This is a genomic window from Coleofasciculus sp. B1-GNL1-01 (assembly GCF_040220235.1).
In the GTDB taxonomy this organism is placed as follows: Bacteria; Cyanobacteriota; Cyanobacteriia; order Cyanobacteriales; family Coleofasciculaceae; genus Coleofasciculus.
Window position 1 is genome coordinate 1 of sequence record NZ_JAVJTO010000056.1, and the last position, 21,413, is coordinate 21,413.

A 21,413-nucleotide genomic window follows, 5' to 3' on the forward strand; every position below is an offset into this window, starting at 1 on the left:
TTGCTGGTCATTATGGGAACCTTGAGTGATTGTTTAGGTTATCGTGCCCTGGAAGATTTTTGCCGTCGGCATCATGACGCCTTAGTCACAAGTCTACAATTGCCTCCAACTCGTTTTCCCTCTGACTCCACTTTTCGGCGGATGATGATGGGAATAGATTTTGCCGATTTAGCCAAAATTTTCAATAGTCGGGTATATACAGCATTTCTCAGTCTAGTGAGGTACAGTAGCAACAATGAGTAAACCATCCTTTGATGTCATCTAAAGAAACTTTGCTAAATGCTTTTTCTATCGCTTTGGCTAAGTCCGGATATGTCCTGGCTTCCATAGCTCGCAGTATCGATTTAATTTTTGAGAAGCAATTTTCAATCGGGGAAAAATCTGGAGAATAGGGAGGTAAATAAATCAGTGTTGCTCCTGCCTCCTGAATTAATGATTCAATCCTTTTTCCCAGATGGATAGAGCAGTTGTCAAGAATGACACAGGCTCCAGACCAAAGATACGGCACTAATTTACGAGCGATAAAGGCTTCAAAAGTGAGACCATCAATAGCACCTAGAAGACTTACTTGAGTGACAACACCTTGTAATCAAGGGAGCGCTAATGATAGAAACATTTTTCCCCCTTGTCTGAGGTCTCTTACCGTGGGCTCGCTGACCTTTAGGCGAACGAGCCGACAAGCGAGTTAAAGCCAGATTGACCCCTGATTCATCAATAAAGACCAGGTTCTCGGCTATAAAGCCTTGAACCAGTTGCCAAAACTCTACCCGCTTGTTCTGGGTGCGTTCAGTTTCTTTCTCATCGGCGTGGAACGTTTTTTTTTAACAGTGATATTTAATTTTTTGAGCATTCTATCGACGGTCGTGCGACTGAGGTGAACTCCGATTTCTCTTTCCAAGAGGGTTTGGAGTTCCTCCAAGGTGGCATCATTCCGCTGTTGCACCAATCGTCGAAGCACCGCTAGCTGCTCGGTACTCAGTAAAGTTGGTGTTTGTTGGGTTCGCTTTTTAGGAGCAAGGGAACCCGTTTCACGGTACTGCTTCAAGAGTTTTTCGATTCTGCTTTGTTCCTCTTAACACTGAATCAGGGAATCTAGAACCCTGAGTCTATGGATTTCCCTGTAACGATAGGGGGGCGAGTCGAGACAATTAATGGATTTCCTCTGAAGATAATGCAGCGACTCGCCCCTACAAGGTTGTTACAAGGTTACAGGATTATCGGATTAAGTAGTCGGACAAAAGAAAACGGCACTGTACTAAGTTTTGTAAACAAGCCTCAAACCCTTACATAAACGAATGACGAATGACAAATGACGAGAACGAGGCGGGCAAAAATTGTGCATTTTAGGTCTTGACAGAGAACCTGGGACTGATTTATATATATTTTATACAAATTTATACAATGTGAGAATTCAGGGTTCGCAATGTCAAACCACCAATTCCCACCCAACCTGGGTAAACACCGCACTCTGCGTAAATCGGGCGGTGAATACCTCACTTCCTTTCAGCGCAAACGACTGCAAAAAAGTCTGCAAGAGGATTTACCAAAACACTATCGCCAGCGCCTGCAAATCATGCTGTTAGCCGACGAGGGGAAAACCCAAGCCCAAATTTGTCAGGCGTTGAACTGTTCCCCCATCACCGCCCGACATTGGATGCTGATAGCCCGTAGTGGCGAGGCGCATAATTGGCAATCCCATCCCATTGGACGTCCTAAAGCGGTGAATGACGAGTATCTGCAACGCTTACAAGAATTAGTCACTCAGAGTCCCCGCGACATTGGCTATTCCTTTCGCAACTGGACCGCCCAGAAATTAAGCCAACACCTGGCTAGAGAATTTGGCATTGAAGTTAGCGATCGCCATATTAATCGATTGTTGAAACAAATGGGACTCTCGACTCGCCCCAAACCCCCTCAACCCGACACTCCCACCCATCCAGAGGAGGATTCAGACAAGCGGATTGTGATTAGCAACCTCACCCCCAGCCATACTCCTGAAACCCAGGATGTCTGGCAATTCAATCCGATTAAAATGAGTTGAGGTCAAACCCATTATGGTACAAACTCCCCCCCGAATTTCCCGTCAACACCTTAGTGATTGTCTCGGACATGATTTTAGCGAGTCGCAATTCACTAATTGTCTAAAACAGATTAAAATCCTTGAACCTAAACTTGGTCAATTTTGGCAATCGGATCAATCTGAAGCCGGAATCTACCTGACTATCACGGGCAAAGTTAGACTCATTGACGCCAACGGTGAACTGATTACCACGCTGAAACCCGGAGACACCTTTGGCGAAGTTACCTTTTTTCCCGATGAACCCTTTCAACCTTACTCCGCTAGGGCATCCCGTCATCTCCAATTATCTTACATTCCCCCAGCCCTCCTCTTTTCCCTCGTCCAAAACCATCCTTATATTCGTGACCATCTTTATCATCGGGCAAAGGTGAGGAATTCCCAGTTTAGTTCCGGGGATAATTTAGCTGTCCCCCCAGTAATTCCAGAAGAGGAGAACACCCCCGAAGAATTAAAAAACGGACAACAAACCATCAGCAAAGCCGACTTTCCCAATCCCACCCAAAAAGTCGGTCATCTCTGGCAGCGGATCACGCGCCGCTATCCCTTTTATGCCCAACAAAGTGCCTCAGATTGTGGGGCGGCTTGTTTGGTGATGGTGGGTCGGTATTGGGGGAAGAAATTAAGTGTCAATCGCCTCAGAGATATCGCCAATGTTGACCGCAATGGGGCATCTTTACGGGGACTATCCGCCGCCGCTGAAAGTATTGGCTTTTCCACGCGCCCGGTAAAAGCCAGTTTAGACCAACTCGCCCAACAACCGCTTCCGGCAATTGTCCACTGGGACGGAAACCATTATATCGTTGTCTATGAAATTACGGCAACTCAGGTGATTGTCGCCGACCCAGCCATTGGTCAACGCAGTCTTACTCCTGAGGAATTTAACACCAGTTGGACTAATTATTCCCTCCTCTTACAACCCACAGCCTTATTACAGGAAACCGAGGAGGCGACGACTCCCTTCTGGCAGTTCTTTGAGTTAGTTAAACCTCACGGATTTGTCCTCCTAGAAGTCTTTATTGCTTCCCTGCTGATTCAAATATTTGGATTAATTACGCCCCTATTCACCCAACTCCTATTAGACCGCGTGGTTGTCCAAGGAAGCAACCTCACCTTAACGGCTGTTGGTTTAGGGATGCTAATTTTTGGTCTGTTCCGTGTCGCTATGACCGGATTGCGGCAATATTTATTAGACCATACCGCGAATAAGGTGAACTTAGCCCTAATTGTCGGCTTTATTCGCCATACCTTCCGCCTCCCCCTTTCCTTCTTCGAGTCCCGTTATGTGGGGGATATTATGTCACGGGTGCAAGAAAACCAGAAGATTCAGCGTTTTCTCACCGGGGAAGCTTTGTCCATTTTACTCGACTTACTCACGGTCTTTGTTTACGTGGGGTTAATGTTTTGGTATAGCTGGAAAATGGCGCTATTGGCATTAGTGATTGTCCCGCCCTTTATCCTACTTGCCCTAATTGCCACCCCATTCCTGCGCCGCATTTCCAGAGAAATATTTAACGCCTTTGCGGTAGAAAATAGTTATCTAATTGAATCCCTCACTGGGGTTCGCACCGTCAAATCCATGGCGGTAGAACAAACCGTGCGTTGGCGCTGGGAAGAACATCTACTGCAATCGGTGAAAAAGATGTTTTCTGGGCAGATTATTAGCAACCGCCTGCAAATTTTTAGCTCAACTTTAGAAACCGTGGTGACGACAGGATTACTCTGGTTTGGCGCTTGGTTAGTGATTCAAAACGAACTAACGATTGGACAATTAGTGGCATTTAATATGTTAATCGGCAACGTGATTACGCCCTTTGAACGATTAACCGTACTCTGGAATCAGTTACAGGAAGTGATTATTGCGGTTGAGCGGATTAATGATGTCATTGATACCGAACCGGAAGAAAATTTACAGGCGTCAGTGCGGCAAAGTTTACCAGAGTTAAAGGGAGAGATTCAGTTTGATCAGGTGACGTTCCGCTATCATCCTGAAAGCGATATTAATGTCCTAGAAAACTTGAGTTTTACCGTCAAACCCGGTCAAACCGTCGCCCTAGTTGGACGCAGTGGTTCCGGGAAAACCACGATATCCAAGTTAATTTTAGGACTGTATCCGGCGACGGATGGCAAGGTATTAATTGATGGGCAAGATATCACCAGTTTATCCCTCCAATCCCTGCGCCAACAAATCGGCGTTGTAGACCAAGACACCTTCCTCTTTGGTAGCACCATCCGGGAAAATATTAGCATTGGTCATCCCTCAGCCACCCTGGACGAAATCATCACCGCCGCCCAACAAGCCGGGGCGGATGAGTTCATAAAAAAGCTACCCATGGGGTATGAAACCCAGATAGGGGAAGGGGGCGGAATGTTATCCGGAGGACAGAGACAACGACTCGCGATCGCGCGGGCGTTATTAGGTAATCCTCGCTTACTTATTTTAGATGAAGCCACGTCTCATTTAGATGCTGAATCGGAACGAATTATTCAGACTAACTTCAACACAATTCTCCAAGGACGAACCACGTTAATTATTGCCCACCGCCTGTCTACAGTTCGCAAAGCGGATTTAATTTTAGTGTTGGATAAAGGGGTTTTAGTCGAAAGTGGCACCCATCAGCAATTAATGGCAAAACGCGGTCATTATTATTACCTGAATCAGCAACAAATGGATCGGACAGAATAATTGTTATTTGTCATTCGTCATTCGTCATTCGTCATTCGTCATTTGTCATTCGTCATTTGTCATTCGTCATTTGTCATTCGTCATTCGTCATTCATCAGACACTTCAAAAGCCCATCTCTACATCATGAACTCCAATCAAACTCCCACCCCTCTGCGAACCTCTGCGCCAACCTCTGCGAACCTCTGCGTTTCCCAAAAAAATCCGCCCTCTGACTGGTCTTATGCTACAAAAGAACTGCTAGATACCTTACCCCAAGTTTGGACAAGAGGACTGTTATATTTCTTAATTTTGTTTGCCGCGATCGCACTTCCTTGGGCAATGTTAACTGAAGTCGAAGAAACCGGAAGTGCTAGAGGGCGATTAGAACCCAAAGAACCCACTGTGAAACTGGAATCCTCTGTCGGTGGTACGATTATTAACCTCCCCGTTGCAGAAGGAAACCGCGTCAAAACTGGACAAACCTTACTCACCCTCGAATCCGACATCGTGCGGTCAGAAATTGAGCAACTTCGCAGTCAATTAGACGGTCAAAAAAATCGCCTAAATCAGTTAGCCGTCCTCAAAAATCAGTTAGACATAGCCCTCCATACCCAGCAGCGGCAAAACCAATCTCAAGAACTAGAAAAACAGTCTCAAATTGAACAAGCCAGACAAAACCTGAACGCCCTAGCGAATACCTACACCCTAGAAAAAGCGGAAAAACTGGCACAAGTCAACCAAGCCAAACAAGCCATCGCCTCCAGTCAAGCCGCCTACAATCAAGCCCACGTTAACTTAATCGAGGCAAAAGATAAAGTGCAACGATACCGTAACGCCTTTGATGCTGGTGCTATTTCTACTGACCGCTTTACTGAAACACAAAACCTGGTCAAAGTCAACACAGAACGCTTAGTTCAAGCCGAATCTGACATTTCCCAAGCCCAGTTACGGCTCAAAGAACAACAAGGCAGTTATGACCGAATTCTCCATCAAACCCAAGCCGAAATTGAGCAGGCAAAACTGCGTCTACAGGAGCAACAAAAAAGCTATGATACCCTGGTTCATTCCGGTAAACTAGCCGTTCTGAAAATACAGGAACAACTCAAGAACCTAGAAACTCAGATTACCACACTCCAGGCTGAAATCAAGCAAAGCGAAAGCCAAATTGCCGCCAAAGACATTGAACTCAAGCAGCGAGTCTTCCAAGCACCCGAAAGCGGTACCGTCTTTGGTTTACCCGATAAAGGAGTCGGGGCGGTGGTACAACCGGGAGAATTAATTGCCGAGATTGCGCCCCAGGGTTCCACCCTAATTCTCAAAGCCCAAATGCCCACGGCTGAAAGTGGGGCGTTACAGGAAGGAATGGAGGTGAAGCTGAAATTTGATGCCTATCCCTTCCAGGATTATGGTGTGGTAGAGGGCAAACTAATTCGCAAATCGCCTACCTCTAAAGTCACCGAAACCGCCCAGGGTCAAGTGACCAATTTTGAGTTAGAAATTGAACTAAATCAGACCTGTATTCCCACCAAAAATCAATGTTTAGACTTGAAACCGGGGGATACAGCCACGGCTGAAGTAATCGTGCGGCGGCGTAAGATTATTGACTTTATTCTTGACCCATTTAAGAAGTTACAAAAAGGAGGATTAGAACTTTGACGCTCGTTCGTAGTAGGCACTTTAGTGCCATAAAACCTAAGTTCGTAGTAGGCACTTTAGTGCCATAAAACCCAAGTTCGTAGTAGGCACTTTAGTGCCATAAAACCCAAGTTCGTAGTAAGCACTTTAGTGCTATAAAACCTAACCCCCCAGCACCTTGTATATCCCCCTTCCGTCCCCCTTAAAAAGGGGGAGACCAAAGGATGCTTCGCTTTTAAGCTGTCATGCATTTAAATTGGGAATGGGTAGCGAGCAAGATACTCAATGTAGCGAGCAAGATGCCCAATTTAGCGAGCAAGATGCTCGCACTACGGCAAGGATTTCGCCCTTATTGATATTAAGGTTTAAATGCTGAACAGCTTATCGTACAGGAGAAACACAATGATACTTTGCTTATTGTCAAACGGCGGAAGAGTAAGCCCCCCTTTTGAAGGGGGGTTTGGGGGGATCTCCGGATGTTCAATACAGGCTTCCAAGTCGTATTAACTCCCCAGCCATTTTCATTCCAAAAACTCTAATTACTTAGGAGAAAAATCATGTCACAAGCCATCACAATTACCAACCAAGACATCCTGCATCACCTCAAACTCGCTTGTCAGATTCCCACAATTATCGAAGGAATCATCACCCGCAAAGTGATTAACTCAGCCGCGACTGAAGCCAGTATCCAAGTTGAAATCACCGAATTACAACAAGCCGCCGATCAAATGCGATTCATGAATAAACTGCTCAATGCAGATGACACCTGGGCGTGGCTGCAAAAATTTGCCCTTTCTTTGGATGATTTTGAAGAAATGGTTTATATCAATGTCCTTTCTGGGAAATTAGCCCAACATTTGTTTGGCGATAAAGTAGAACCCTGGTTTTATGAACATCAGTTAGACTATGCAGCGGCGGTAATGTATGAAGTGGTTTTGGATGATGAAGATTTAGCCCTAGAGTTGTTTTATGAACTGCAGGAAGCAGAAACCAATTTTGCGGAGATTGCTCAGGAGTATATTCAGGAGGAAGAATTACGGCGCAAGGGAGGATATTTAGGATTGGTTAAACGCCAGCAAATGAAACCAGAGATTTCGGCGAAAGTGTTTGCGGCGACGCCAGGGGAGGTGTTGAAGCCAATTGTCACGTCTAAGGGGGTACATTTGATTAAAGTGGAGGAGATTATTCAGCCAGAGTTGGATGAAAAGCTGCGTTATCAGATTCTTTCAGAGTTGTTTGAAGGGTGGCTGAAGCGACAGGTTGAGGAGGTGGAGGTGGTGACGAATATGGGCGAATCCTAGTTAACTTAACCGTTCTGGGCGGTTGTAGACGCGGAGCGGCTTCCCGAAGGGTAACCGCAGCTACACAAACGAAACCCGCCTGCGCGGGTTTCAAAGCATACAAATCCATAAAATAGACAGGTTCAAATCTTACCCGGTAGTAGAGAGAATATCAGATAGTAGGTTGGGTTGAGGAACGAAACCCAACGCTATCGTTAGTTAACTTAACCGTTCACTTGAGAGCCGGGAAATAAATTTCCGGCTCAAAGCTAAAACCTGTTAAAACAGGTTCAAATCTTACCCGATAGATGATGAGGGTACAATGTCAATAGAGTTTTTTCAGCGTGATCGAGGTGAAAATCCAAAAGGAATCGTTGCTATTGATTTACGAAGGTGGGAACCAACAAACTATCAACGCTTTTAATTAAAGCCAGGATTGCGTTTAAACTGACACAAAAGGAACTGGCATATTTGTGCGATCGCACGGAAGACCAAATCAAAGCTTATGAAGAGGAAAACTATAACAATGCTACCTTTCTGGATTTCCTAGCCGTCATTGATGCTTTAGGGATTCAGTTACAATCAGGTAGGTTTTGCGCCGCATTAGATGAGTTTTACAAAGAGCGTTTGGCTGTCGCTCGACAGTCTGATAATTTCGGCGATCAAATTCCTACCTCTTCATAATAATTGCATCTAATCTGATCACCCTCTTTTCCTGACAAAATATCCCACGTTGATAGGGCGCAAGCCTTGCGCCCCTACGGGTTACCACTAATTTAACTGGTATAGCCGGGAAATAAATTCCCGGCTCAAAGCTAAAACCTATTAAAACAGGTTCAAACTTGTCTCACTACTTACTTGAATCGTTTACCAAGATTATAGCTGACATTGTAGCTTACTTTGTAAGCGTTTGGAGTCTGGTTCAAAATAGAAACCGCAGCACAGTATGTACCGGTCATCATAGTGTGTGTTACTGTTGGTACACCTGTACCTCCTTGAATTAAATCAAGCTCTTCTTCCACTAATTCAGAAAGATAACTTTCAGAATCAAACAGGAGATCGCTACCAGTGGGACGAAGATTCTTGATGCAAATTGTAGACATTATAACCTCCAGACATTTATTTCAGATGTTTTGCTCTGATGGAATCAAGTAGATGCTTAAAAACCGGAATAGCTACATGATTAAGCCGAAATTGCCAACCAACTTTAAGCTTATTTTCCGGATTTTAATTATTAAAATTTAAGCAGCATTCCACCCTTGATATGCACCATAAGTTGCTACACTTATAAGTGTAATTACTGCACTAGCAACTGCACACTTTGGTGAAGAGATAAATGTTTTAGCCATCCAAGTTTTTCCCCCATAAGCTTCTGCAAGTTCATTATCTGATAATTCACTTAGATAGCTCTCAGAATCTGAAAATAACTCAGAACCAGCAGGGGTTAAGTTATGAATTTGAATTGTTGCCATTGAATTGTCCTCAAAATGAAATTGGCATTAAAAATAGTCATCTTGACTGTGACTATTCTCTTTTATTAGTTTACTTATTTTCCTGTTTTTATGCAATATTAAAACAGGAAAATAAAGACTTAAATATATTTTTTTGAGTAGAGTTAATGTGAGCTTGGTTTAATGAATAAAAATATAAACAGTAAAATTGGGCGCATTGAGTTTTATTTCGGATGAATTTAATGTATAAATTAGTTATAATTTTGTCCCCATTAAATGGATTAAGAGTTTAAAATAACACCTGCCTATAACTCGATCAATAGGCAGGCATTAATACTTATCATTTATTTAACTTTTTTAACTTTGATAGCCATTAGCGTGAGACTATTTTTTATTCATATCAACGTAACTTGCCGCACTTAACCAACCCTGAAACAGAGACTCCAACACTTGTTCCCTAACTTCAGCCAACTCAGCCGGAAACCACTTCTCAACTCGAAGAATGTGATACCCTAACTTCGTTTGAACTGGATCAATCACCTCACCGTCTACAGCCTCAGATACAGCATGGGCAATCTCCGGTAGCAATTCTGCCAAAAATCGCACTCCGACAAAACCGCCATTTTCCTTTGACTGCTTCCCCTTCGAGTGTTCTAACGCTAAGACACAAAACGAAACCTTCCCCTCACGAAGCGCCTGGGTAATTTTTACCGCCTCTGTCAAATCCCGTACCAGAATTTGAGACAGCGCCACCCGTTTATAATTATCGCGATCGCTCATATAATGAGCATCAACCTTTTCACCAAACAGATGTTCTCTCAATTTCTGCCTCAGCAGCGATATCCGCACTCCCTGAGACCAATCTTCTACAGCAATGCGCTGTTGTGCTAACCAGGCTAAGGTTTCCGATGTTCCCAGCAGTTTGTTCTCCTGGCGAAATGCATCTCCTGCGGCTTGTAACTCCTCCTCAGATACCGTAATCCCTAATTGCTGACAAACCGCCACAATTAACGCATTCTGTTCCGCCGCTGCTGCAATTTGCGCGATTTGGTAAGAATGGCGTAAATAGGCAAGAATGTCTTGATCTGTTGCGGGGGTAACTTCGGGTAAGGTGAATTGTTCTAGTGTTTCTGGCATGATTTTCCTCTTTTTTTATTAGTCATTGGTGGTAGAAGCGAAGCATCTGTCCAGATTCTTCACTCCGCTGTCGCTGCGTTCAGAATGACATCTTATGACAGGGCAAAGTATGCATTTTTACCCCAATCGGTTGTCACTTTTTGTGAATCTAATCTCGATAAATTAAGCGTTCTGGTGAGATATCGGAAACAGAAAGCCGATGGCGATGTAAATCCCCATAAAGATTGAGATAATCAATTTCTTCCGGGGTTAACTGACCCTTTTGCACACCGGATATCGCCGCATCAATTTCCTCCCGACACCGCAATCCGGTCAAACAAACATCAACACAGTTCTGACTCAAGGAATACCGATATAAATCGGGTACAGACGGTTGCCAACATCCTTCCGGTAACCCCGCAGGCGCATCCCAAAGCGCACCGGAATGAGACCCGGTAGACTTAAAGGTAACAATCCCAGGACGGTTATTATCTCGGATATCTAAGCGATTAAACACCTGATTTTGGGCAGAACGGTGTGCCAGATTATGTCTCACCATGACCACATCTAATAAGGGACTATTTGACCACTGCTGCGCCAGGTTCATATCGTGGAAGGATGCGCCAATATAACGCACCGCACCCATTTTCTTAAGCCGTTCCGATGTGCCAAAAAATCGTTCAATCGTGCGCTGATAAACGGAATTTTTACCGCGTAAATCAGGGGAAAGCTGCAAGCAATCCTTAAACAATTGCCCATCATTCGCACCAATCCATCCCCAAAACAATACATCGATATAGTCAATTTTTAGTTCCACAAACTGATCCAATAAAGCCGCCAGTGCGACTTCGGGATTCTTGATATAGGTCACTGTTGCTAGGACGACGTTCTCCCGCACCGATGATTTGCGACTACATAATTGACGCAGGGCATCCGCCATGGAACTATAAATATGGTGGTGTAAGTCGCTGGAATAGAAAAAGTAGTTAATTCCTTGGTCAAAGGCGTATAGTGTATCCTGACTCGAAATTCCACCACCCCCGCCTAATCCTAAACAACTAACAGTTAAATCAGTCCGTCCTAATTGGCGGTAAAATGAAAAGTTAGATTCGGGAAAATTAGGAATTTTAACGGCGGGTTTGATAACTGAGGGAGCAATGTCTGTTATTTGCATGATGTTAAGGGAAATGGCGCGATTTTGTCGTAAGTTTGTAGTAAGCGCTTTAGCGCTTATTGCGAACTCAGTAAAGGTGTATAATTATCGTCAGAATTGGCGTTGAGATAGGCACAGTTTATGTCAATCCCAAACAGGGAAAACTGTTGGAGAATTGCCTGCATCCGTCCGTCTGGGGAGTTATCACCGTTTTGCCAAGCTTCTAGTAACCCATTAGCAACCAGTTGACAGCGGTTCATGCCAAAACTTTCTTGTGTGCCAAACTTGGTATCGGGTTCTTCGGCTAATCCTAATCCGGGGGCGAGGACTTTGGTAAATAGGGGAACTTGTGGTTTAAAATGGGCTTGATTTTCTTCATAGATCACCTGCAACACTTGGCGAACTGTGGGGTAATTGGGTTTATCGAAGTAGAAAACCCCGGAATCATAACGTTCGTAGTCGGCGGGGTTATACAGGACTTTAAAGGTAAAAGGTAGGTTAATCGCGTTGAACTGTTGGGTTAGGCTATCCATGACAGAAACCGCCCCGTCTGGGGTGAGGTTAAAGTAAATTCGCACGGTTTCTGAGGGATGATCGACGGTGGGTTCAGCTTGGCTTCCGGCGTTACTTACTGCCATGTAAAATCCGTTTTGGATCAGGTTTTTGGGCATCCGAATCGCTACGGTATCCCCAATAGCTGCGGCTTGGTTGGGGTGGAGATGGCGTTGGGGTTCAATATGCAGCTTTAAACTGCCTTTGCTGACGACAATTGTGTTATCGGTTTCCTGTTTGAGGACGAACCAACCGGGGTCAAAGTAACCGTTTCCTTGATTGTGATCGTGCAACTGTTGATAGAAGTTTAAGTCTAATCCTAAAAGGGTATTGTTTTCTAGGTCGAGGGGTAAGGCTGAGTTATCGGTATTCAGGGCGAGGCTATTTTCTAGGGATTGATTGTAGTAGATTCCGTAGAGAAAGCCACGCAGTTGCAGACTCCAGTAGCGTTGTTGGATGTCTGAGGGCATGTTCTGGAGACGGTTAATTATTTCTTCGGGTAGTTCAAAGGGTTTGTAGTTGGGATGATGGATACAAAAGTTGGCTTTGAGTTCTATGGTGTTGGCGATGTCTTGTAAGGTGTCGAGTAGGGAATGGGTGGGTTGTGGGGTGGGGATGTTTAGGAGTTGCATGATTTTATTTTTTTAACGCAGAGGAACGCAGAGGTTAACGCAGAGGGGCGCAGAGGGTTTCGGGGGAGTTGGGGGAGGGGTTTGGGGGTATTAGATCGGGTGTTGTGGTGCCAAAAATAGTGGGGATGGATTGTTGGGGACGACAGAGTAGGGTTTTGGCTACTTGTAGCATGGCGATTCCTGAGTTGCTAAAGGATTTTTGGTATTGAATTGTTGCTTGAATTTGTTGAATTAAGGCTAAACCTGCAAATTGGATGATTTGAAGTAAGAGGGTGGGGCGGTGTGTTAAAATTTCGGGGAAGCTGTGGAAATAGGCTTGGGTTAAGCTGGCAATTGAGGGTTGCAGTTGGTCGAGGGGAGTTGTGGCTAACCGCAGGGATTCTTCGAGACTCAGGGCGTTGCTGATGACTAAACTATTCAGCCAAATTTGGATATAGCTAGCGATGAGAGTTCCTACGTCAAAGGCTGGATCTCCCCAATGAGAACGTTCCCAGTCAATGAATCGTACTCTGCGATCGCGCGATTGTTCCCAGTGGTTAGACAGCAGGATATTATTGAGTTTTAGGTCATTGTGGGTGAGACAACTGGGGGTGAAGGTTTTGCCGAGTTCTGCGATCGCGTTGCCTAAACTGTCGTATCGTTGATAGAGGGCAAAGAATTTGAGTCCATCGACGGGAACCAGCCCAAAGATGTCTGGGGTGATTCGTTCTAATCCGCCAATCAGGTTGGGTACGGTTTCGGGGAGAGAGTGAGACGGTTGTGAGAAAAAGTTCCGATAGTCGTCCCGGTTATATGTGGCGCGATGAATAGCCGCCAGGGTAGTACCAATAGACGCCGCGATCGCACTCGGAAAGATTGTCTCTTCGGCGTAGAATTCCATTAAGTCGCGGTACTCGTCTAAGTAGCGGAATATGATGATTGATTCCCCCGGATCAAAATGCAGTATCTGGGGTAGATAGGGGTGAAGGGTAGCAAGTTCAGGAAAGTGCTGTACAAACTCTTGAATCCGCCATTCTTGTCCAAATTCTCCGGCTGTTTTCCCGTCCTGATTATACCGTTCTTGCTTAACTAGGACTTTTTTCCCGTCGGGTAAGGTGACTAAAAGGTTAAAGTTTTTCGCCGCAACGGGTTTAATAATGAGCTGATTTTGCTTTTCTGGTGGACATAGCCCCAGTCGGATTAAATAATTGGGGAGGTTAATTGAGCTTAATTGCATCGTTGAGTCAGGCTGAATTAGATGAGTTCAGTGGTTGTCTTAGGTTTCATTTTATTTTTAATTCGGGGTTTGTGAAGTGTTGGACGATGAATTAATTGGCGTAAAGTTATACAATTTTGTCTTCTGCCAGAATGCGTGGATATCGCCACAAATCCATAAACAGCGCCGGAACGCCAGCCGATGAAGGGGGTGTCAGAGTTGCCTTTGGGGATGCTATCTGTTCTTTAATGTAAAAAATTATGTCTGATTAACTGCTGTGTTATCGACAAATAGAATTAGCGCTTGACTTTATTTCTGATTTCAGGTACTTTTATATCATGGGAAAATGTGCCGTCCTATAAACCCAGATCAACCCTCAACCCGTAACTCCGTAGGGTGGGTTAGGCGGTACTCAATAAATAAAACAAACCATTTAATGATTGATCTGCCGTAACCCACCGAGTTATCGTTTGCAACAGGTGAACCAACGAAGAGGGCGAGTCGATAAAATTAATGCCTTTCCCTTTACCGTAGTGGCGTGGCACACCTTATTTGGTGGATTAGAATTGTAGGGGCGCAAAGACTTGCGCCCATTTTAACGGTAAAATCTATTCCACAATTTTAGCTGTGTCAGTCCAGTAGGGTGGGTTAGGCGGTAATCAATTCACGAAACAAACTATTTAAATAGATATCCGCCGTAACCCACCGAGTTATCCTTTGCAACAGATGAATCAACGAGGATTCCTCAACAAAATTAATGGATTTCCCCGTCACGATAGTGCAGCGACTCGCCCCTACAAGGTTACAGGGTTACAGGGTTACAGAATTACAGGACACAGGACACAGAACACAATAAAATAAATATCAGGTTAGGAATGACCTAAACTTCAAATCCAGAGGGTGCTATGTTGACCATCAAACAAAGCTTACAGCGTATAGTATATGGAAGCGTGATCGCGCGAAGCGCACGCCTCTAAGCTGATCGCAACAGTCCTCTTCATCCCCTGTAACCCTGTACTTGACCAGATTTCAGTCAATTCCCTACAGGGTAACCGGATTACCAGGTGATCGGGGATAATGATAAAAGGGTCATTAGAGCCAAGGGAGGTTGTTGATTGATGACGTTTATTAATCCAAAAACTGATTTTGCCTTTAAGAAGATTTTTGGCTCGAAGAAAAGTAAGGAAATTTTGATTAGTTTCCTGAATGCTATCCTGTATCAGGAACAGGAGACAATTCAAGACCTAGAAATCCTTGACCCTTACCAATCGCCTCGCATCCAGGGAATTAAGGATTCCTATTTAGATGTGAAAGCCGTCATCACTGGAAACAAAACCGTCATCATTGAAATGCAGGTACTCAACGTTTTAGGTTTTGAGAAACGAGTCCTGTATAATGCCGCCAAAGCCTTTTCCATTCAATTAGGAGTCGGGGAAGATTACAACTTATTGAATCCGGTGATAGCCTTAACCATTACCGACTTTGAGATGTTCGCCGATAGTGCCAAAGTAATCTCTCGCTATTGTCTCAAGGAAAAGGAAGAGTTAACTGATTATACCGATGATATTGAATTGGTCTTTGTCGAATTACCCAAATTCAATAAAACCCTGGAGGAATCAGAAAGCTTAACTGATAAATGGCTCTACTTTCTCAAATTCGCCAACACCTTAAAAGACGTGCCGCCGCCAATGGGAACAATTCCCGCCATTAAACAAGCATTTACCATCGCCAGACAGAGTAAACTAACCAAGCGAGAATTAGAAGCCCTAGAGAAGCGAGAGCTTTTCATTCAAGACAGTTACAATGCAATTCGCAAAGCTAAACTAGAAGGAAAAAAGGAAGGAAAAGAGGAAGGAAAAGAGGAAGGCAGGCAGGAAAAAGCGATGGCGATTGCCAAGGAACTCCTCGATGTGTTAGATATTGAAACAATTAGTCAGAAAACTGGCTTGAGTATTAAGGAAATTCAAAACTTAACCTAGAAGCCAAGCTAAAAAAATGAATCATCCTTGACTTTTTGCCAAAATTTAGTTATTTTTATATCATGGAAAAATGTGCCGTCCTATAGACCCCGATCAACCGTACCCCGTAGATCCGTAGGGTGGGTTAGGCGGTACTCAATTGACTTGCCAAACCCTTTAATTTCCTATCCGCCGTAACCCACCGAGTTATCGTTGGCAACAGGTAAACCCAAGAAGAGGGCGAGTCGATACAATTAATACCTTTCCCCGTCACGATAGTGGGGCGAGTCGATAAAATTAATGCCTTTCCCCGTCACGATAGTGCAGCGACTCGCCCCTACAAAGTTGTTACAAGGTTACAGGATTACAGGATTACAGGATTACAGGACACAGGACACAAAACACAATAAAATAAATATCAGGTTAGGAATGACCTAAACTTCAAATCCAGAGGGTGCTATGTTGACCATCAATCAAAGCTTACAGCGTATAGGCTATGGGTGCGCGATCGCTCCCCTCCTCTTCATCCCCTGTAACCCTGTCCTCGCCCAGATTACACCCGATTCTACATTAGGCGCTGAACAATCCTCAATCCTACCCAATGGCGTGGTTATTGATGGAGTAACCGCCGATTTAATTCAGGATGGCGCTAGCCGAGGTTCCGCCTTATTTCATAGCTTTTCAGAATTTAATATTAACGAAGGACAACGGGTTTATTTTGCCAACCCTGACGGAATCGAAGCCATTTTTAGTCGGGTGACGGGAACTGATCCCTCGGACATTTTGGGAACATTAGGCGTCAATGGTGGGGCGGATTTAATTTTCATCAATCCCAATGGAATTCTCTTTGGCGAAAATGCCCAACTTGATATCCGGGGTTCCTTTATTGGGAGTACAGCGAATGGGGTGGTATTTGAGAATGGCACAACATTTAGTGCAACCAATCCAGAAGCGCCGCCATTACTCACTATTAATGTTCCCTTGGGGTTGCAATATGGTGAAGTAGCCCCCCCTTTGCAAGGGGGGGTTGGGGGCAGGGCTAATTCCGCAGTGATGAGAGAAAATTAGGGCGACCAGGACTATTCAGACGGCAAGACGACTCTGGGCTAGAAGAACACCATTAGAACACATAGTTACTTTACGCGATCGCTCTCTTAACTAGCACTCACCTAGGAGCTTCTTACCACCAAGGTTCTAGGGTTGGGCTCAAAGACGCGATCGTTCTTTTAACTAGCACTCATCTAGGAGCTTGTTACCACCAAGGTTCTAGGGTTGGGCTCAAAGACGCGAGCCGGCACATTTCCTATTAGCTGAAAAATTTGTTCTAGGTTATGACTAATCAGGCGAATTCCAGTGGTTATAGATGAATATCCATTGTAGCGTAAGATCGTTAATACTAAACTACGAATAATAGAAAAGTTAGCGGGAGCGTTACCTTGTCTCATCCGAGAATTATCCTCATCTAACACCACGTCTTTCACCCAATGTAAACGATTCTCGATGCCCCAGTGACCCCGAATACCTTGGGCAAATTGTGCTGCATTGGTCGTCAGACTGCTGATGTAGTATACTATTTGGTGATAGGGTTTACCTGCTCGTGTACCAAGGCGTTCTACCTTAACTAAATTTTGCAAACCTGCCCAATCACGACTGATGCCACTCAGGTCATCAAAAACCGAGACTGTTCGAGTCGTAAGGCGATCACTTCGGCGTTCTGTGGTAATATCAAGGCTAATAGGTGACGTTTGTTCAGTAGTGAGCTTAATTTGTTCATGCAGACGTTTTTGATTACCCTTAACAGCAATCACATAATCATTGCCACCTTCGATAATTAACTGTACAGTTTTTTTTGACAATGTAAGGCATCCAAAGTGAAAACGACTCCTTCTAGGTCTAAAGCAGCTAGAAGATTCTGCACAACAGCAATTTCACTCCCTTGTTTGTTGTGAAATTGTTGGAGAGCAATGGGAATTCCTTGTTGAGCGCTGAATACCGAAACGACATTAATAAAATCTTGATAAGCTTGGTCATAATTAGTGACAGTAGTTTTAATACTTTTACCATCAACTCCTAACCAATCTTGTTCTCCCTTAGTCAGGGTACTATATACCCAACTATTGAAAATTTTGGCTAAATCGGCAAAATCTATTCCCATCATCACCCGCCGAAAAGTGGAGTCAGAGGGAAAACGAGTTGGAGGCAATTGTAGACTTGTGACCAAGGCGTCGTGATGCCGACGGCAAAAATCTTCCAGAGCACGATAACCCAAACAATCGCTCAGGGTTCCCATAATGACCAGCAAAAGAAGTAACCACAAAGGATAACGACGTCCTCTTGCAGCACGAAAATCTGGCACTTGGGTTAAGGCTTCCAGGAGATTGCTCTTCATGATGGTAAATGACTCGATTAAACTATGGTTGCAAGATTTAGTTTACGCTAAATTATGGTCGCCCTAATTTTCTCTCATCACAATGAATTAGCCCTGGGGGTTGGGGGGGTTCAAAAAGCCGAGATTACCAATTCCGGGACTCTAGAAGTCGGTAAAAATTTAAGCTTAGTTGGCGGAACAGTTACCAGTACCGGACAATTAGCCGCCCCCGCCGGATACCTGGAGATAGCCGCCGTGAATGGAGATGCAACAGTGCGGGATGGGTTGGCGCAGTCAGCTATTTTATTCGCGAATAATAATTTAATTTTAGAAGAAAGTCAGTTAGTCACGGCTGGAGATTTAATCCTGTTGGCTGGCGATACGGTGCGAGTGCGGGATAGTGTAGAAACTCCGTTTATTGCCCATGCTGGTGGGAATCTCTATATTCAAGGAAATCAAAGCATTGATATTCTGGCATTGAATCATCCGGGAACGCCGTTTCAGAGTGGTGGGGAGTTGAGTTTAATTAGTGATGGGGTCATTTCTGGGGATGCTCATTTTGCCAGTGGGGGTCAGTTTGCGATTCTAAATTTAGCGGGGGAACCGGGGAATTTTGAGAGTTACTATGATCCGATTATTAGTTCCGAAGGGGATGTGGTTCTGGGGGATTATACAGGAGTTTCGCTGAAAGTTGAGTCAAGAGGAAGTATTACCACAGGAAATATTCGGATTACAGGTAAAGATACTACTCTTTCTGGTTCAGATCCAGATATTGCCATTTTGACCAGCAGTCCGGCTCTAATTTTACGAGCGGGTTTAAGTGAATTGCAAAATACACCCAATGTGCCTAAATCAACAGGAGAAACAATTTTTACATCTTCTGGAGTACAGTCGTCACCCGGAAGCATTACGGTGGGAAATATTTCCACAGCCGGAGAGTCTTCAGTCACTTTTTCTGACTTTTCTGATGTCTCTAATCTTCAACTCAATAATAATGCTCAACAGGCGGGTAATGTTCTTCGTCTGACACCAGGAGAATATTTTCATGTAGGTAGTGTTTTTTTTATCCAACCTTTTCCTATCAGCGACAATACTTCATTCAACACTCAATTCAAATTGCGGCTTCATGGTAATACTGATTCGACTTGGGGAGCGGCTGATGGTTTAGTCTTTATAGTTCATAATGACTATCGTGGTGCTACCGCTCTTGGTGAAGGTGCAAACAGTCTTGGCTACAGTGTATTGCCTGACACTTCTAATCCTGAAGCCAAAATCTCTGACAGCATTGGCATAGAATTTGACATTTATGAGAATTCAGATATTGCCGAGCCTCCCAACGATAATCAATCAGATCCTAACAACAATCATATTGCTTTAGTTAGAGATGGTTCTGTCAATCATGAGCAATTGGGACTACCCCTCGCCAGTCCTCCATTTGATTTAGATGGCGATAGTTCTCGCACTGTCTGGATTGACTACAATGGAACCAATGATCAACTCAACGTTTTTATCGCTGAGAATACAACCAAACCAGACCAGCCTTTGCTTTCCCATCAAATTAACCTTCCCGATGTTGTTGGTTCACAAGCCTTTTTTGGCTTTAGTGCTGCAACGGGTGGGGGTTTGAGGGAGCATGATGTCGAAAATTGGCAGTTGAGTGTCACTAACCGAGGAAAATCTGGCTTAGGGGGACCTGTAATTTTATCAGCAGCCGATGATATTCAGACTGGCTCAATTATTACCGAAGGTGGGGATATTACACTGGAAAGTGGTGGTGTAATTGATACTACCGCAGGGGAACTTGACGCCTTCTCCGGTACTAATGGAGGAGACATTACTCTCGAATCTGACGGTAATATCAAAGCAGGTAATATTACCTCATCGGGTAATGCATTCGGTGGCAATATCAACATTACCAGCAAAAATGGAGTCATCTCTCTAGATGGTGACACACTCGTTCGCAGCGATACCTTTGTTTTGGGTAGAGGAGGAGATGTTAACCTATCCGCTCGGTCAATATTGATCACCAATGGTGCTGGCATTATTACTGGAACGGATAAAGTAGGTCAAGGTGGAAATCTGACAGTAAATGCCCAAGAATCTGTTGAAATTATTGGAACGTCAAATGACGCAAATCTATCTCTGAGTATGTTATCCACCGCCACCGCAGGAACTGAAGCTGCTGGAGATTTAACCATTCACACCAAGCGATTAATTGTCCGAGATGGGGGAGTTGTTTCAGCTTCAACGGCTGGTGCAGGTGATGGGGGAAATTTGATTGTAAATGCTTCTGAATTTATTGAATTAAGCGGTACAGCACCCGATGGATTTCCCAGTGGATTTTCTACAGATACGATTAGTAGTGGTAATGCGGGAGACTTAATTATTGAGCGAGGACGCTTAATTGTGCGAGATGGTGCCGCCGTATCCGTTTCCACATTTGCTGACGGTGAGAGTGGTAATTTAATCATCCGTGATTCGGAATCCATTGAACTGAGTGGGACTTCACGAGCAGGATTTCCTAGTGGGTTGTATGCTCAAGCATTTGGGGATGGGGATGCGGGAAATTTAACCATAAATCATACCCAAAATTTGAGCGTTCGGGATGGGGCAAAAATCACCGTAGCGGCGGGTAATGCGGTAGATAATAGAATTCCCACGGGGCGTTTGGATAGAGCGAAAACCGATGAAATTGCCGATATAATTGGTGCGCCTGACATATCTATCAGTCCCCAAGCAACAGGGAATGCAGGAAACATACAAATCACAGCAGACAATATCTTTCTGGAAAACCAAGGATTAATTATTGCTGAAACGGAATCAACTGAAGGTGGCAATATTACCCTCAACGTCAACGATATCCTACTCCTACGCCATAACAGTTCAATTTCCACCACCGCCGGAACTGCCCAAGCGGGGGGAAATGGGGGCAATATCCGGATTAATTCACCCTTTATTGTCGGACTTCCCTGGGAAAATAGTGATATTACCGCCAATGCTTTCTTTGGGAATGGCGGGAGAGTTGATATCACCGCCAACAAAATTTATGGACTCGAATTTCGTCCTCGCCTCACTCCCCTTTCTGACATTACCGCCAGTTCAGAATTTGGCGAACAAGGAGTCGTGGAACTCGACACCTTAGAAATTGACCCTGACACCGGATTATTGCAATTACCTCCCCCAGCTTCCCCACCGGATTTTGTCAATTTCTGTCAAGGGCGTTCTGACCAAACTCCCAGTCATTTTATCATCAGTGGACGCGGCGGAGTTCCGCCCACAATTTCTCAAGTCACGGGAACCGATAATGTGTGGGAAGATTTACGTCCGTTG

Annotated in this window: 16 protein-coding genes and 2 pseudogenes; 9 read left to right on the forward strand and 9 right to left on the reverse strand. The window is 44.5% G+C overall.

What is annotated here, in order from left to right:
• Positions 1–243, forward strand: a 243-nt coding sequence (locus RID53_RS14500) for a transposase family protein (protein ID WP_446388775.1), incomplete at its 5' end; no start/stop codon positions are given.
• Here RID53_RS14500 and RID53_RS14505 read toward each other — a convergent pair.
• Together RID53_RS14505 and RID53_RS14510 are read right to left on the reverse strand one after the other, a co-directional pair.
• The gene (locus RID53_RS14505) at positions 209–550 is read right to left on the reverse strand and encodes a transposase (RefSeq protein WP_446388790.1); all 342 of its coding nucleotides are present in this window, start codon (positions 548–550) and stop codon (positions 209–211) included. The two genes, RID53_RS14500 and RID53_RS14505, sit on opposite strands and share 35 nt — an antisense overlap.
• Before the next feature lie 213 nt (positions 551–763).
• The gene (locus RID53_RS14510) at positions 764–1,045 is read right to left on the reverse strand and encodes a helix-turn-helix domain-containing protein (protein ID WP_446388776.1); all 282 of its coding nucleotides are present in this window, start codon (positions 1,043–1,045) and stop codon (positions 764–766) included.
• Positions 1,046–1,423: 378 nt separating this feature from the next.
• Here RID53_RS14510 and RID53_RS14515 point away from each other — a divergent pair, with 378 nt between their 5' ends.
• The 5 genes from RID53_RS14515 to RID53_RS14535 all read left to right on the forward strand — a co-directional run bounded on the left by RID53_RS14515 (position 1,424) and on the right by RID53_RS14535 (position 8,342).
• Positions 1,424–2,041 carry a helix-turn-helix domain-containing protein gene (locus RID53_RS14515; RefSeq protein WP_446388777.1) on the forward strand — a complete coding sequence of 206 codons (618 nt, stop codon included), beginning with the start codon at positions 1,424–1,426 and terminating at the stop codon, positions 2,039–2,041.
• A gap of 13 nt (positions 2,042–2,054) precedes the next feature.
• Entirely contained in the window at positions 2,055–4,763 is a 2,709-nt protein-coding gene (locus RID53_RS14520) for an ABC transporter transmembrane domain-containing protein (RefSeq protein WP_446388778.1), read from the forward strand.
• Between the two features lie 124 nt (positions 4,764–4,887).
• Complete coding sequence (locus RID53_RS14525) at positions 4,888–6,399, forward strand: HlyD family efflux transporter periplasmic adaptor subunit (RefSeq protein ID WP_446388779.1); 1,512 nt, start codon at positions 4,888–4,890, stop codon at positions 6,397–6,399.
• Positions 6,400–6,935: 536 nt separating this feature from the next.
• On the forward strand, positions 6,936–7,679 hold the full coding sequence (locus tag RID53_RS14530) for a peptidylprolyl isomerase (RefSeq protein WP_446388780.1): 744 nt from the start codon (positions 6,936–6,938) through the stop codon (positions 7,677–7,679).
• 372 nt (positions 7,680–8,051) lie between these two features.
• The gene (locus RID53_RS14535; protein WP_446388781.1) at positions 8,052–8,342 is read left to right on the forward strand and encodes a hypothetical protein; all 291 of its coding nucleotides are present in this window, start codon (positions 8,052–8,054) and stop codon (positions 8,340–8,342) included.
• 170 nt (positions 8,343–8,512) lie between these two features.
• Here RID53_RS14535 and RID53_RS14540 read toward each other — a convergent pair whose 3' ends face one another.
• The 6 genes from RID53_RS14540 to RID53_RS14565 form a co-directional block, all read right to left on the reverse strand.
• Complete coding sequence (locus RID53_RS14540; protein ID WP_446388782.1) at positions 8,513–8,761, reverse strand: hypothetical protein; 249 nt, start codon at positions 8,759–8,761, stop codon at positions 8,513–8,515.
• Positions 8,762–8,899: 138 nt separating this feature from the next.
• Positions 8,900–9,130, reverse strand: coding sequence for a hypothetical protein (locus RID53_RS14545; RefSeq protein ID WP_446388783.1), 231 nt, complete (start codon positions 9,128–9,130; stop codon positions 8,900–8,902).
• Positions 9,131–9,493: 363 nt separating this feature from the next.
• Positions 9,494–10,246, reverse strand: a complete 753-nt coding sequence (locus RID53_RS14550) for a peptidylprolyl isomerase (protein WP_446388784.1) — start codon at positions 10,244–10,246, stop codon at positions 9,494–9,496.
• 148 nt (positions 10,247–10,394) lie between these two features.
• The gene (locus RID53_RS14555) at positions 10,395–11,399 is read right to left on the reverse strand and encodes an aldo/keto reductase (protein ID WP_446388785.1); all 1,005 of its coding nucleotides are present in this window, start codon (positions 11,397–11,399) and stop codon (positions 10,395–10,397) included.
• A 56-nt stretch (positions 11,400–11,455) separates the two neighbouring features.
• Positions 11,456–12,562 (reverse strand): T3SS effector HopA1 family protein, encoded by a 1,107-nt coding sequence (locus tag RID53_RS14560; RefSeq protein ID WP_446388786.1) that lies wholly within the window; start codon positions 12,560–12,562, stop codon positions 11,456–11,458.
• A 34-nt stretch (positions 12,563–12,596) separates the two neighbouring features.
• Positions 12,597–13,778, reverse strand: coding sequence for a phosphotransferase family protein (locus RID53_RS14565; protein ID WP_446388787.1), 1,182 nt, complete (start codon positions 13,776–13,778; stop codon positions 12,597–12,599).
• Positions 13,779–14,875: 1,097 nt separating this feature from the next.
• On the opposite strand from RID53_RS14565, the gene RID53_RS14570 reads away from it, so the two are divergent.
• The gene (locus tag RID53_RS14570; protein ID WP_446388788.1) at positions 14,876–15,736 is read left to right on the forward strand and encodes an Rpn family recombination-promoting nuclease/putative transposase; all 861 of its coding nucleotides are present in this window, start codon (positions 14,876–14,878) and stop codon (positions 15,734–15,736) included.
• A 438-nt stretch (positions 15,737–16,174) separates the two neighbouring features.
• Entirely contained in the window at positions 16,175–16,783 is a 609-nt protein-coding gene (locus RID53_RS14575; protein WP_446388789.1) for a filamentous hemagglutinin N-terminal domain-containing protein, read from the forward strand.
• A 367-nt stretch (positions 16,784–17,150) separates the two neighbouring features.
• Here RID53_RS14575 and RID53_RS14580 read toward each other — a convergent pair.
• Positions 17,151–18,104, reverse strand: a pseudogene (locus RID53_RS14580) (ISAs1 family transposase); the annotation flags it as partial.
• Positions 18,105–18,158: 54 nt separating this feature from the next.
• Between RID53_RS14580 and RID53_RS14585 the strand changes: the two are divergent.
• Positions 18,159–21,413 (forward strand): annotated as a pseudogene (locus tag RID53_RS14585) (hypothetical protein); the annotation flags it as partial.

Bases quoted from the DNA above. Each gene is read 5' to 3' on its own strand.
- RID53_RS14515 (WP_446388777.1), top strand. From the start codon at position 1,424: ATGTCAAACCACCAATTCCCACCCAACCTGGGTAAACACCGCACTCTG.
- RID53_RS14520 (WP_446388778.1), top strand. From the start codon at position 2,055: ATGGTACAAACTCCCCCCCGAATTTCCCGTCAACACCTTAGTGATTGT.
- RID53_RS14525 (WP_446388779.1), top strand. From the start codon at position 4,888: ATGAACTCCAATCAAACTCCCACCCCTCTGCGAACCTCTGCGCCAACC.
- RID53_RS14530 (WP_446388780.1), top strand. From the start codon at position 6,936: ATGTCACAAGCCATCACAATTACCAACCAAGACATCCTGCATCACCTC.
- RID53_RS14540 (WP_446388782.1), bottom strand. From the start codon at position 8,761: ATGTCTACAATTTGCATCAAGAATCTTCGTCCCACTGGTAGCGATCTC.
- RID53_RS14545 (WP_446388783.1), bottom strand. From the start codon at position 9,130: ATGGCAACAATTCAAATTCATAACTTAACCCCTGCTGGTTCTGAGTTA.
- RID53_RS14550 (WP_446388784.1), bottom strand. From the start codon at position 10,246: ATGCCAGAAACACTAGAACAATTCACCTTACCCGAAGTTACCCCCGCA.
- RID53_RS14555 (WP_446388785.1), bottom strand. From the start codon at position 11,399: ATGCAAATAACAGACATTGCTCCCTCAGTTATCAAACCCGCCGTTAAA.
- RID53_RS14560 (WP_446388786.1), bottom strand. From the start codon at position 12,562: ATGCAACTCCTAAACATCCCCACCCCACAACCCACCCATTCCCTACTC.
- RID53_RS14565 (WP_446388787.1), bottom strand. From the start codon at position 13,778: ATGCAATTAAGCTCAATTAACCTCCCCAATTATTTAATCCGACTGGGG.
- RID53_RS14570 (WP_446388788.1), top strand. From the start codon at position 14,876: ATGACGTTTATTAATCCAAAAACTGATTTTGCCTTTAAGAAGATTTTT.
- RID53_RS14575 (WP_446388789.1), top strand. From the start codon at position 16,175: ATGTTGACCATCAATCAAAGCTTACAGCGTATAGGCTATGGGTGCGCG.